The organism is Pseudomonas marginalis, from assembly GCF_008692035.1.
In the GTDB taxonomy this organism is placed as follows: Bacteria; Pseudomonadota; Gammaproteobacteria; order Pseudomonadales; family Pseudomonadaceae; genus Aquipseudomonas; species Aquipseudomonas marginalis.
The window spans coordinates 3,951,820-3,964,759 of record NZ_VTFG01000001.1 but is presented as its reverse complement, the minus strand read 5'-3'; the positions used below and the strand labels follow the sequence as shown (position 1 = coordinate 3,964,759).

Here is a 12,940-nt window from a genome sequence, read left to right as displayed (position 1 = left end):
GACGCAGGATGATTCCCAGGTTTTTACTCGCAGTCGCCACCGCGCTGCTGCTGACCGCGTGTAGCAAGGATGCGGTCAAACCCGAAACGGCTGCTGAGGCTGAAGTGGACACCGCCGCCGTCGAGCTGCACTTCCACGCCATTGCCGGGCTTAACCCCGGCGCCAACGGCCAGGCCGCGCCGGTGCGGGTGCGCATTTTCGAACTGAAGAACGCCGCCACCTTCGCCCGCTCCGATTACTTCGCCCTGGCCGACCGTGCGCAATCGACCCTCGGCCTGGACCTGCTGGACCAGGACGAAGTCATGGTGCAACCCGGCCAGCAACTGAGCATCCAGCGCGACCTCGACCCCTCCACGCGCCAGATCGGCTTGCTGGTGGGTTATCGCGAGTTGGACCGCGCGCAATGGCGCACGGTGATCAACGTGCCGGCGCGCCAATACACCGAATACCAGATCAGCCTCGATGTGCGTGCCGTGCGCGCCGACGTCGTGGTCACCCCATCCAGCCCTGCCCAATAAGAAGCAATCGGAGCTCCCCATGTCCTGGAACAATCGCGTGGTCTGGTCGGAAGGCATGTTCATCGGAACGCAGCACTTCCAGCAGCATGACCGTTACCTGGAAAACCTGATCGACGCCCGTAGCCGCCCGTTGTCCGCCGGCGCCTGGGGGTTTTCCGAATTGCTGATCGACCAGGGCCTGCTGGCCCAGGGCAAGCTGGCCATCGTCTCGGCGCGCGGCCTGTTGCCCGACGGCACGCCGTTCAACATTCCCCAGGATGACCTGGCGCCCAGCCCGCTGAACATCGACGACAACCTGCGCGATGGCCTGGTCTACCTGGCCTTGCCACTCAAGCGTGCGGGGGCCCGCGACACCGTGGATGAAGGCGAACCCCTGGAAGCCGCGCGCTACGTGAGCCAGGTGCGCGAAGTGCGGGATGACAACGCACCGTTCGAAAACCGCGCGCCGGTGGCCGTGGGTTCCCGGGCCCTGCGCTTGCTGACCGCCCAGGATGGCATCAGTGACTACGCCGCCGTGGGCCTGGTGCGCATCAAGGAAAAACGCGCCGACCGTGCGCTGGTCCTCGACGACAGCTACATCCCGCCCGTGCTGGACGTGGCCGCGAGCAAGCCGTTGAGCGCGTTTCGCAGCGAACTGCTGGGCCTGCTGCACCAGCGCGGCGAAGCCCTGGCGGGCCGCGTGGTTGCCTCTGGGGCCGGCGGTGCGTCGGAGATCGCCGACTTCATGCTGCTGCAACTGGTCAACCGCGCCCAGCCGCTGATCCAGCATTTCAGCCAGTTGAGCCCGCTGCACCCGGAGCGCTTTTTCAGCGCACTGGTCAGCCTGGCCGGTGAGTTCTCGACCTTTTCCACTTCAGGCCGTCGTCCCCAGGAATACCCGCAATACCAGCACGACGACCTGGCCCTGAGCTTCGCCCCGGTCATGGCGGCCCTGCGCGAAGCCCTGTCGATGCTGATCGACAGCAAGGCCACGCCGATCCCGATTGTCGAGAAAGCCTACGGCGTCCACGTGGCCATGCTGGCCGACAAGACCCTGCTCGACAGCGCCAGCTTCATCCTCGTGGTCCGTGCCGATGTGCCCGGCGAAACCCTGCGTGCGCGCTTCGGCCAGCAGAGCAAGGTCGGTTCGGTGGAGCACATCCGCGACCTGGTCAACCTGCAACTGCCGGGTATCACCTTGCTGCCGTTGCCAGTGGCGCCGCGCCAACTGCCGTACCACGCAGGCTCGACGTACTACGAACTGGACCGTGGTAGCGAGCATTGGCAGCAACTGGGCAATTCCGGTGGTTTTGCCTTCCATATCGCCGGGCAGTTCCCGGGCTTGAACCTGGCCTTCTGGGCGATCCGAGGATAATCCGCGATGCATCCCAATGATGACGACCGCACCCAGTTCATGCCGCGCCCGGGTGGCCGCGCGCCGGAACCCGCGCGTGCCGAGCCGGCCCCGCTGTCGATGCCGGCCGCGCCGATTCTCACCGGCAAAAGCCAGGGCCTGAACCCGCTGGAAAGCGCCGCCGGCCCGCTGTTGGCGCTGTTGACGCGCCTGCGCAACACCATCGCGCACCCGGCGCCGGCCAGCCTGCGCGCGCAGTTGCTGGCGTACCTGCGCCAGTTCGAAGAACGCGCCGAAGCCGCTGGCGTGGCCCGCAACGAGGTGCTGCTGGCGCGCTACGCGCTGTGCACCGCCCTCGATGAGGCGGTGTTGAGCACGCCGTGGGGCAGCACCAGCGATTGGGGCAAGCAGAGCCTGTTGATCACCGTGCACAACGAGGCCTGGGGGGGCGAAAAAGTCTTCCAGTTACTCGACCACTGCCTGCAAAGTCCACGGGAGCGCCTGTACCTGCTGGAGCTGTTGTACCTGTGCATGTGCCTGGGGTTCGAAGGCCGTTACCGCGTGATGAACGACGGTCGCAGCCAGTTGGAAGCCTTGCGTGAGCGCACGGCGGCGGCGATTCGCAGTGCTCGCGGTGACCACGAGCGCGAACTGTCGCCCCATTGGCGTGGCGTCACCGTCGCGCGTGATCGGCTGGCGCAGTTCATGCCGCCCTGGATCGCCGTGGCGATCGGCCTGGCGTTGTTGCTGGCCTTGCTGTTCACCTTGCGCCTGCTGCTGGCGGCGCAGGCCGAGCCGGTGTTCAAGAACATCCATGCCCTGGGCGAGATCCCGGTGCAGGCCATCGACCGTCCGGTGGCACAGCCCAAAGTGATCGAGCGTCCGCGTCTGGCCGGCTTCCTGGCGGAAGACATCAAGGCCGGTCGCGTCGCGGTGGAAGACAAGGTCGACCGCTCCGTGGTCACCATTCGTGGCGATGAGCTGTTTGCGTCCGCCAGTTCCAGCATCGTCGATGACTACCAGCCGCTGATGCTGCGCATCGCCGACGCCATCCGCAAGGTCAAGGGCCAGGTGCGCGTCACCGGGCACAGCGACAACCGCCCGATTGCTACGCTGCGTTTCCCGTCCAACTGGGCATTGTCCGAAGCGCGGGCCAAGTCGGTATTGGAAATCCTCGCGGCCAAGACCGGCCAGGCTGATCGCTTCAGTGCCGAGGGCCGCAGCGACACCGAGCCGTTGGCGACCAACGCAACTGCCGAAGGCCGTGCCCGCAATCGTCGGGTTGAAATCACCGTATTGGCGGAGGGCGTCGAGTGAAGGCGTTTTTCAGTTTCATGATTCGCTGGGTGATCCCCGTGCTGGGCCTGATCGCCCTGAGCCTGATCATCTGGTTTGTGGGGCCGTTGCTCGACGTGCTGGTGCCGGAAGGGCGCCGTTGGGCGCTGATCATCCTGGTGTTTGCGGTGTGGATCGCCTACCGCGTGTTCCGCATCATCCAGGCGCGGCGCCAGGCGGCCGAAGTGATGCGCAGCCTGGCGGCCGAAACCCCGGCCGACCCCAACAGCGTGGCCACCGCCGAAGAGCTCACCACCCTGCGCCAGCGCATGGACGAAGCCCTGGCGCTGCTGAAAAAGGCCAAGCTCGGTGGCGACGAACGTCGCAACCTTTATGAGCTGCCGTGGTACGTGATCATCGGCCCGCCGGGTTCGGGCAAGACCACGGCGCTGGTCAACTCCGGGCTGCACTTTCCGCTGGCGGCCCAGTTGGGTGCCGGGGCGGTGCGCGGTGTCGGCGGTACGCGCAACTGCGACTGGTGGTTTACCGACCAGGCGGTATTGCTCGACACCGCCGGCCGCTACACCACCCAGGACAGCAATTCGACGGTGGACAAAGCCGCCTGGCTGGGCTTTCTCGACCTGCTGAAAAAGCAGCGCTCGCGCCGGCCCATCGATGGCGCCTTTATCGCCATCAGCCTGTCGGACCTGCTGCTGGGCACCGATGCCGAGCGCGCGGCCCATGCGGCGGCGATCCGCCTGCGTATCCAGGAGCTGTACACCCAATTGGGCGTGCGTTTCCCGATCTACCTGATGCTGACCAAGCTCGACCTGGTGCCGGGCTTCATGGAGTTCTTCGACAACCTGAGCAAGGAAGAACGCGCCCAGGTCTGGGGCATGACCTTTGCCCTGGACGACGGCAAGAACAGCGACAGCCCCCTGGCGCACCTGCAAAGCGAATTCGCCGGCCTCGAGCAGCGCCTCAACGAACGCCTGGTGGAGCGCCTGCAACAGGAGCGCGACCCGGCGCGGCGCGACCTGATCTACGGTTTCCCGCAGCAGTTCGGCGCATTGAAGGACTGCCTGCAAAGCTTCCTCGAAGGCGTGTTCAAGCCCAATGCCTTTGAAGAACGCGTATTGCTGCGCGGCGTGTACTTCACCAGCGGCACCCAGGAAGGCAGCCCGATCGATCGCCTGATCGGCGCCATGGCCCAGAGCATGAACCTGGACCGCCAGCACCTGGCGCGCCAGAGCGGCACCGGGCGCAGTTACTTCATCGAAAAACTCTTCACCGCCGTAGCCTTTGCCGAACGTGGCCTGGTGGGCGTCAATCCGAAAGTCGAGCGTCGGCGCACGTGGATCGCACGCGGTGTACTCGCGGCCACCGTGGCCTTGGTGATCGTGGTCAGCAGCCTGTGGTGGGTGAGTTATCGCGCCAACCAGGCGTATATCGCCCAGGTCGACCAGAAGGTCGCGCCACTGGGCCAGACCGTCCAGAACCTCAGCTCGGCACAGCGTGAAGTGCTCGCGGTGCTGCCGCTGCTCAATGCGGTGAAGAACCTCGCGGGGGATTCGCCGAGCTGGTCCGAAGGCCTGGGGCTGTATCAGGGCGATATGCTTGAAGCCGAGTCCGCCAGCGTCTATCGCAAGCTGTTGATCGCCGTGTTTGCGCCGCGCCTGGTGACGCGCATCGAGGAGCAACTGCACGGCGGCGGCAACTCCGACTTCCTCTACGAAGGCCTCAAGGCCTACCTGATGCTCGCCGACAGCGAGCATTACGACCCGGACTTCATCAAGGCCTGGATCGCCCTCGACTGGGACCGCAACCTGCCGCGCGACCTGCCGGCCGATCAGCGCCAGGCGTTGAGCGGGCACTTGCAGGCGCTGTTCGAGCGCCATCCGCCGAATGCGCGCCTTGACCCGCGCTTGATCGACGATCTGCGTCGCCAGTTGCAACAACTGCCGGTGGCCCAGCGTGTCTACGACCGGGTCAAGCGCCAGAAACTGCCCGAAGGCATCCCGGACTTCCGTATCAACGAAGCCGCTGGCCGTGACGCTGCGCTGGTGTTCAGCCGTAAAAGCGGCAAGCCGTTGGGCGAGCCGTTGAGTGGCTTTTTCACCGCCAAGGGTTATCGCCAGGCGTTTTTGCTCAGCAGCCTGAACCAGACCGGCACCCTGGCCGAAGAGCAATGGGTGCTGGGCCATGAGCAGGCCGATCAGCAGAACGTGGTCAGCCTGGCCGCCGATGTACGTCGCCTGTATTTCCAGGACTATCAGCGCCAGTGGGATGCGCTGCTCGCCGATATCGACTTTGTGCCGATCACCAGCGTGGCCCAGGCGGCCGATGTGCTGCGGGTGATTTCCGGGCCGAGTTCGCCGCTGAAAAAACTGCTGGTGGCCGTGGCCAAGGAAACCGATCTGCAAGCCGAAGAGCGCCAATTGGCCGCCAAAGGCGTGCCGGTGGAAGGTGGCGTCGACAAGCTCAAGGAGCGCCTCGGCAGCCTGCTCGGCCAGGAGCAACCGACGGCCAATGCGCCGGCTGCAGCGGATGATCCGGTGACCGCGCACTTTGCCGAACTCAACAGCATCGTCAGCAAGAACGAAGGTGAACCGGCGGCCATCGACGGTCTGTTGTCGGACATGAACGCCCTGTATGTGCAGGTCAGCGCCATGGTCGGGGCCAGCGGCGATGCCTTGCTTGGCGAGGCGAAGAACCAGGCGGCGGCTGCGGCCACACGGGTCAGCCTGAACGCCGAGCGCCAACCGCCGCTGGTGCAGGGCATGGTCAAGTCGGTGGTCAACTCCACCACCAACAGCATGATGGGCGGGGTGCGTAACCAACTGAACGCGGCGTGGGTCAGCGAAGTGGTCAATGTGTACCGTCAGTCCCTGGCCGGCCGCTATCCGATGTCGCCGGGCAGTGCGCGGGATGCGACCCTGGATGACTTCGGCCAGTTCTTCGGTGTGGGCGGGGTGATGGACAACTACTTCCGCAAATACCTGCAGCCGTACGTGGACACCTCGGCACAGACCTGGCGCTGGCAGCCGGGCGCGGCACAGAAACTCGGGATTGCGCCGGGCGTGCTGCAAACCTTCCAGCGCGCGGCGACGATCCGCGATGCATTTTTCCGCTCCGGTGGCACCCAACCGATCGTACGTTTCGAACTCAAGCCGGTGTCGATGGACCCGACCATCACCCAGTTCCTGCTTGACCTCGACGGCCAGCAATTGAGCTACGACCACGGCCCGAGCCGCCCGGTGGCGATGCAATGGCCGAACCCCGGCAGCATTGGCGTGGTGCGTATCTCGATCATGCCGCCGTCGGCCAGTGGCCGCTCGGGCGTGACCCTGGACGGGCCGTGGGCCTGGTTCCGCCTGCTGGAACAGTCGGACCTCACCGCCGGCAACTCGCCGGACCGCTTCAACCTGCGCCTGCGCGTCGACGGTGCGAGCATCGCCTACGAGTTGCGCGCCAACAGCGCCTTCAACCCGTTCAAGAGCCGCGTGCTCAGTGGCTTCAGCCTGCCGGAGCGGTTATGACGACGCTGGGTTTCTACGGCAAGCTGGCCAGTCGCGGAGATTTCGTCAGCCGTGCCTTGCCCCAGAGCTTTATCGGCCCGTGGGACAGCTGGCTGGCGGCGGGGTTGCTCGCCAGCCAGAACAGCCTCGGCGCCGACTGGCTCAATGCGTACCTGGTCAGCCCTCTGTGGCGCTTTGTGCTGGCGCCCGGCGTGTGCGGGCCGGACGCGGCGGCGGGCGTGGTGATGCCGAGCATTGACCGGGTCGGGCGCTATTTCCCGCTGGCGGTGGTCGCCTTGCTCGATCACGACATCAACCCGGCGTCCCTGGTGGGCGGGCCGGACAGCTGGTTCGAGCAGGCCGAAGAGCTGTTGCTCAGCACCCTGGATGCCGGCGCGACGTTTGAACGCTTCAACGCTGGCCTCGACGACCTGGGCTTACCGGCGACCGAGCCGCGTGCGGTGGACAGCCGTTTCGCCGGCCTGCAGCGCGTGGCGGCCAGCGTGCCGCACCAGCGCATGACCGCGCTCGCCGAACAGGCCTGCGACGGTGCGAGCCTGTGGTGGGGGCGTGGTTCGCAGACGATTTCCCCTGGTTTATTGCGGTGTCAGGGCCTGCCTGCCGCCGGCGATTTTGCGCAGTTTCTGCTCGGACAAGAAGGTGTGGTGTAGATGGGGTCGACGTACAAATCCGCGAGCAAAAGCCATGTGGGCATGGTTCGCCAGGTCAACGAAGACGCATGCCTGGACCTGCCGGAAAACCGCCTGTGGGTGGTGGCCGACGGCATGGGCGGGCACGCGGCGGGGGATTATGTCAGCAGCCTGATCGTCGACAGCCTGCGCAGCGTGCCGATGGGCCGTTCCCTCGACGAGTACTCGGCAGCCCTGCGCAATGACCTGACCCGCATCAACGCCGCCGTGCGTGAAGAAACCGCCAACCGTGGCGTGACCATGATGGGCAGCACGGTGGTGGTGCTCGCCGCGCGCGGTCTGCGCGGTGTGTGCCTGTGGGCCGGCGACAGTCGCCTGTACCGCCTGCGCGACGGCGTGCTCGAAGGCATCTCTCGCGATCACAGCTACGTCCAGGACCTGCAGGACAGCGGCCTGCTCAGCGAAGCCGATGCCCGCGTGCACCCGCGCGCCAACATCGTCACCCGCGCCATTGGCGTGGAAGCCCAGCTGGAACTGGCGGTGGTCGACCTGCTGATCGCCCCCGGCGACAGCTACCTGCTGTGCAGCGATGGCCTGAACAAGACCGTCGAAGACCATGAGATCCGCGAAGTGCTCAGCCACGACGCGCCGGATGAAATCGTGCGCAGCCTGGTGCACCTGGGCCTCAACCGTGGCGCGCCGGACAACATCACCGCCATCGTCGTGAAGGTATCGGCATGAACATTGTGATTCCGGGCTATGACATCGACGGCGAGATCGGCGAAGGCGCCATGGCCAGCGTGTACCTGGCGACCCAGCGCTCCCTGGAGCGCAAGGTGGCGTTGAAGGTGATGGCGGCGGCGCTGGCGGCCGACCCGAGCTTCTGCGAACGTTTCCTGCGCGAGGGCAAGACCCTGGCGCGGCTGTCCCACCCGCACACGGTGACCATCCATGACATCGGCAATGTCGGTGAGCTGTACTACATGGCCATGGAATACCTGCCCAACGGCACGCTCAAGGAGCGCATCGCCGCCGGCCTGACGCCGGAGCAGGGCATTACGCTGATCCGCCAGATCGCCTCGGCGCTGGGCTATGCCCATGCCCAGGGGCTGGTGCACCGCGACGTCAAGCCGGCAAACATCCTGTTCCGCGCCGATGGCACGGCGGTGTTGTCGGACTTCGGTATCGCCAAGTCCCTGGACGACCGCACCCAATTCACCCAGGCCGGCTTTGCCGTGGGCACGCCGAGCTACATGAGCCCGGAGCAGGCGCGGGGCCAGGAGATCGATGGCCGTGCCGACCTCTACGCGCTGGGCGTGGTGCTGTATGAAATCCTCGTCGGCAAGCTGCCGTACAACGGCAACGATGCGCTGTCCACCGCGCTGGCGCACCTGACCGAACCCTTGCCGGAATTGCCGGTGCACCACGGCCGCTATCAGGGCGTGCTGCGCAAGCTGTTGGCCAAGGACCCGGCGGAGCGTTTCCCGGATGCGGCGGCGCTGCTGCAGGCGCTGGATAACCTGCCTGCGGAGTCGCCGGAGGCCACGCTGGTGCGGCCGTTGCCGATCCCGCTGAGTTTTGATCTGGCGGGCATGACCCCGGTCACCATCGACATCCCGACCGACAGGCCCCAGGCGCAACCGGTACGCCAGCCGGTGGTAACGCCGACCCAGCACAAGGCCGTGTCCGAGCAACGCCGTGGGCCGGTGCTGGCACTGGCCGCCGTGGCGGTGGCCGTCGCATTGGCCGTTGGTGGCGGCAGTTACTGGTGGTTGAGCGGCAGTGATGAACCGGCCAAGCCGCCGGCTGCCGTCGTGCCTCAGGCCAAGCCCCCGGCGGCGGTCGCCGACGTGCCCGCGGCAACGCCCACTGCGGCCGCCGAAGTGGACGGCGGCCAACGGCCGTTGTTGATGGCCGGTAAGAAGACTTTGTTCCAGCGCGTCCTCAGCAAGCCCGGCGCCAAGCTGTCGGATGACGCCGGCGGCGCGCCGGGCAAGGCCCTGCCGGCGTTCTCCGTGCTGTATGTGTACCAGCGCAAAGACGTCGACGGCAGCCCGTGGGTGCGCGTCGGTGCCGCCACCGATGGCCGCAGCGACGGCTGGTTGCCGGCCGCCCAGGTCAGCGACTGGAAGCAAAGCCTCGTGCTCAAGTTCACCGAACGCTCCGGCCGGGCGCCGGTGATGTTCCTGCGCCAATCCGGCGAAGTGGAAAAGTTGCTCGCCGATCCAGCCGCCGCCAAAGGCGTGCTGGCCAAGGCGCAGAAGAACAGCGACGACAACGGCCAGGTCCTGGCCCTGGAGCCGGCCGCCAGCGCGGTGCCGCAGAACCAGTTCTACCTGTTGCCGATCTTCGACGCCAAGGAGAGCTTCGACGAAAACGGCCAGCCGGTGCAGTTGCTTAACGTCGCCTCCATCGACCCGGGCAGCAACGCTGCGGCCAAACCATCGACCCCGGTGATCAACGCCAATGCCGACGCCTTCCGCACTGCCGTGGTGCTGGTGGTGGACACCACGGTCTCCATGCAGCCCTACATCGACCAGATCCGCGACGTGGTGCACGAGTTGCAAACCCGTATCGCCGAGCGTGGCGAGCTGGACAGTGTCAGCTTCGGCATGGTCGGTTTCCGGAGCAGCATCAAGAAAACCCCAGGCCTGGAATACGTGGCCAAGACCCTGATCAGCCTCGACCAGGGTCGTGACCCGCAACGCTTCCTCGACATGGCGCGCCAGGTCAAGGCGTCTACCGTGTCCAGCCACTCCTTCAACGAGGACGCGTTTGCCGGGGTGATGCAGGCCGTGGACGGCATGGACTGGTCCGGCTACGGCGGTCGTATCATCCTGCTGGTCACCGATGCGGGCGCGCTGCGCAAGAACGACCCGTTTGCCGCCACCCAGATGAACGAAGCCGAAGTGCGCCAGGCCGCACTGGGCAAGCAGATCAAGATCTACGCGCTGCACCTGCGCACCGACGCGGGCAAGAAAACCCACGCCGGCGCCGAGAGCCAATATCGCATCCTCACCGCCGACGCCAACCCGCAGATCGGCGACCTGTACACGCCCGTGCCGGGTGGCGATGTGCGCAAGCTGGGCGAGCGTGTCGACGAGATCGGCAGTGTGTTCGCCAACCTCGTGCACCAGGTGCGCAGCAATACGCCGCAAGCGGTGCCGCTGCTGAGTGCCGCGCCGAGCCTGGCGGACAAATCCGCAGCGGTCGGCTATGCCATGCACATGGACTTCCTCGGGCGCCGGAACGCCAGCCAGGCGCCGCAGCTGGTCAGTGCCTGGACCGCCGACCGCGACCTGACCAACCCCGCGCTGCCGGCGTTCCAGGTGTGCGTGATGCTGACCAAGCTGCAGCTCAATGACCTGCAACAGTCGCTGAAACTGATCGTCGATGCGGCGCGCAAGACCCAGACCTCGCCCAAGGATTTCTTCCAGGAAATCGCCAGCGCCTCGGCCTATATGAGCCGCGACCCCCAAGCCCTGCGCAAGGGCGGCAACCTGGCCGACGGCGGCATTCTCGGCGAATACCTTGAAGGCCTGCCGTACCGCAGCAAGTCGCTGAACATGACCCAGGACCTGTGGTTATCGTTGAGCGTGGCCGAGCAGGAAGACTTTATCGACGAGCTGGATTCAAAAATCCGCCTCTACGAAACCTTCCACAATGACGTGGCCAACTGGGTCCGTTTCGGCGATGCCGAGCCGGGCGATGCGTTGTACCGCGTGCCGTTGTCGACGCTGCCGTAATGCTGAACCTGAGCGCGGTGCACAAGAGCCGGGGTGTCGGCAGCCAGCGTTACAGCCTGGTGATCCCGGCGCTGCACCTGCGTGCCGGCGAGCAATTGGCGATTGTCGGGCCGAGCGGGTGCGGCAAGAGCACCTTGCTGGATCTGTTGGCGCTGGTACTGGCGCCGGATCAGGTGGGCCGGTTCGAATTCAACCGGCAGGACATTGGTGGACTGTGGCGCGCCGATCAGCAATCCACCCTGGCCGCGCTGCGCAGCCAGCACTTGGGCTATGTGCTGCAAACCGGCGGGCTGCTGGGCTTTCTGGATGTGCGCAGCAATATCGCGCTGTCCCGGCAACTGCTGGGGTTGAAAGACGACGGCAGCGTGACGCGCCTGGCGGAACAGCTGGAGATCAGCGACCAGTTGGCCAAGAAGCCGGCCGCGTTGTCGGTGGGCCAGCGCCAACGTGTGAGCTGCGCCCGCGCCCTGGCCCATGCACCGCAACTGGTGCTGGCCGATGAGCCGACGGCGTCCCTTGACCCGCTGAACGCCGAGCGCGTGATGCAGGCCCTGCTGGCCCAGGCCCGCGAGCACCGCACCGCCTGTGTGATCGCCACCCATGACGAACCCTTGGCCCGTACCAGTGGCTTGCAGGTGCGGCGCATCAGTTGCCGTCGCGATACCGATGGCGGCGTCACCGCGACCCTTGGGGAGGCGTGCTGATGCGCATCCCTCTGGTGGCGTCCCTGGCCTGGCAGGATTATCGCAACGATGCCTGGATGTCGGCCTGTTCGGTGTTGGCGCTGGTGGCGGTGATCGCGCCGTTGCTGGTGTTGTTCGGCCTGAAATTTGGACTGGTTAGCAGTTTGACCGAACGTTTGGAGACCGATCCGGCCACCCGTGAAATTATTCCGCTGGGCGGTGGTCGATTCAGCAGCGCATTTGTCGAACAGCTCGGCCAGCGCAGCGATGTGGCGTTCGCCTTACCGCGCACGCGGCAGATTGCGGCGACGGCGCAGGTGGGCACGCTGACCCTGGAAATGCTGCCGACCGCTGCGGGTGATCCGCTGCTCAGCGGCCTGCCGATGCCCAGGGGCCTGGACCGGATCGTGCTGAGCCACACCGCTGCCGAGAAGCTTGCGGCGCGGCCAGGGGATTGGCTGGAGACCAGCTTTGCGCGGCAAGTGGCGGGGCGTGTAGAAGCCCAGCGCACGCGCTTGCAGGTACTGGCGGTGCTGCCGCTGGAAGCCTTCGCCCGGGATGGGTTGTTTGCCGATTTGAGATTGCTGGAAGCGGCGGAAGATTACCGCGATGGCCGTGCGGTACCGGCGTTGGGCTGGGCCGGTGATGAGGTGGGTGTGAGCGAGCAGCGGGTGTATCCGGCGTTTCGCTTGTATGCGCGCAGCCTGGCCGATGTGGAGCCGCTGCGGGTATTTTTCGCCGGGCAGAATCTGTTGGTATCGACCCAGGCACAGACGATCGCCCAGGTGCAGTCGCTGAGCCGCAACCTGTCGATCGTCTTCTGGATCATCGCCGGGTTGGCCTTGGCGGGCGCGTTTGCGGCGATCTTCGCCGGGGTGTTGGCCGCTGTGGCGCGCAAGCGCCGGGAATTGTCGGTGTTGCGCCTGTTGGGGTTTTCCACCGGCGCGCTGTTGTTGTTTGTGGTGCTGCAGGCGCTGTACAGCGCAGGGTTTGCCGCTTTACTCAGCGTTGGGCTGTATGGCCTGGCCGAGGCGGCGTTGAACAAGTTATTCGTGCAGGTGCCGGGCGAACACGCCAGCCACCTGCTGGCGCGTCACTATGGCCTGGCCCTGGTTGCAGTCCTTGGCGTCAGCGCCGTGGCGGCAGCCTGTGGTGGTTGGCGAGTGGCGCGTATCCAGGCTTCTGAAGGAATCAGAGATGTATAAGTTACTGGGCGC

9 protein-coding genes are annotated in these 12,940 nt (G+C 66.0%); all 9 read left to right on the top strand.

Annotated elements, in window-relative coordinates:
- Nucleotides 1-8 precede the first annotated feature (8 nt).
- The 9 genes from tssJ to FX984_RS18610 are packed head-to-tail and all read left to right on the top strand — an operon-like array spanning nucleotide 9 to nucleotide 12,928.
- Complete coding sequence (tssJ, locus tag FX984_RS18650) at nucleotides 9-518, top strand: type VI secretion system lipoprotein TssJ (RefSeq protein WP_027608267.1); 510 nt, start codon at nucleotides 9-11, stop codon at nucleotides 516-518.
- Between the two features lie 19 nt (nucleotides 519-537).
- Nucleotides 538-1,872: a type VI secretion system baseplate subunit TssK gene (gene tssK / locus FX984_RS18645; RefSeq protein WP_146476953.1), complete on the top strand. Its 1,335-nt coding sequence runs from the start codon at nucleotides 538-540 to the stop codon at nucleotides 1,870-1,872.
- A gap of 6 nt (nucleotides 1,873-1,878) precedes the next feature.
- Nucleotides 1,879-3,168 carry a DotU family type VI secretion system protein gene (locus FX984_RS18640; protein WP_027608269.1) on the top strand — a complete coding sequence of 430 codons (1,290 nt, stop codon included), beginning with the start codon at nucleotides 1,879-1,881 and terminating at the stop codon, nucleotides 3,166-3,168.
- Nucleotides 3,165-6,665, top strand: coding sequence for a type VI secretion system membrane subunit TssM (gene tssM / locus FX984_RS18635; RefSeq protein WP_146476955.1), 3,501 nt, complete (start codon nucleotides 3,165-3,167; stop codon nucleotides 6,663-6,665). The genes FX984_RS18640 and tssM overlap by 4 nt, the downstream gene beginning before the upstream one ends.
- Nucleotides 6,662-7,315 (top strand): type VI secretion system-associated protein TagF, encoded by a 654-nt coding sequence (gene tagF, locus FX984_RS18630; protein ID WP_027608271.1) that lies wholly within the window; start codon nucleotides 6,662-6,664, stop codon nucleotides 7,313-7,315. Before tssM ends, tagF begins: the two co-directional genes overlap by 4 nt.
- Nucleotides 7,316-8,035 (top strand): PP2C family protein-serine/threonine phosphatase, encoded by a 720-nt coding sequence (locus FX984_RS18625; protein WP_027608272.1) that lies wholly within the window; start codon nucleotides 7,316-7,318, stop codon nucleotides 8,033-8,035.
- Nucleotides 8,032-11,040 carry a serine/threonine-protein kinase gene (locus tag FX984_RS18620; protein ID WP_146476958.1) on the top strand — a complete coding sequence of 1,003 codons (3,009 nt, stop codon included), beginning with the start codon at nucleotides 8,032-8,034 and terminating at the stop codon, nucleotides 11,038-11,040. Before FX984_RS18625 ends, FX984_RS18620 begins: the two co-directional genes overlap by 4 nt.
- A complete protein-coding gene (locus FX984_RS18615; RefSeq protein ID WP_092355884.1) occupies nucleotides 11,040-11,744 on the top strand; it encodes an ABC transporter ATP-binding protein in 705 nt (234 codons plus the stop codon). The genes FX984_RS18620 and FX984_RS18615 overlap by 1 nt, the downstream gene beginning before the upstream one ends.
- Nucleotides 11,744-12,928, top strand: a complete 1,185-nt coding sequence (locus FX984_RS18610; protein WP_146476960.1) for an ABC transporter permease — start codon at nucleotides 11,744-11,746, stop codon at nucleotides 12,926-12,928. The genes FX984_RS18615 and FX984_RS18610 overlap by 1 nt, the downstream gene beginning before the upstream one ends.
- Nucleotides 12,929-12,940: the final 12 nt, after the last annotated feature.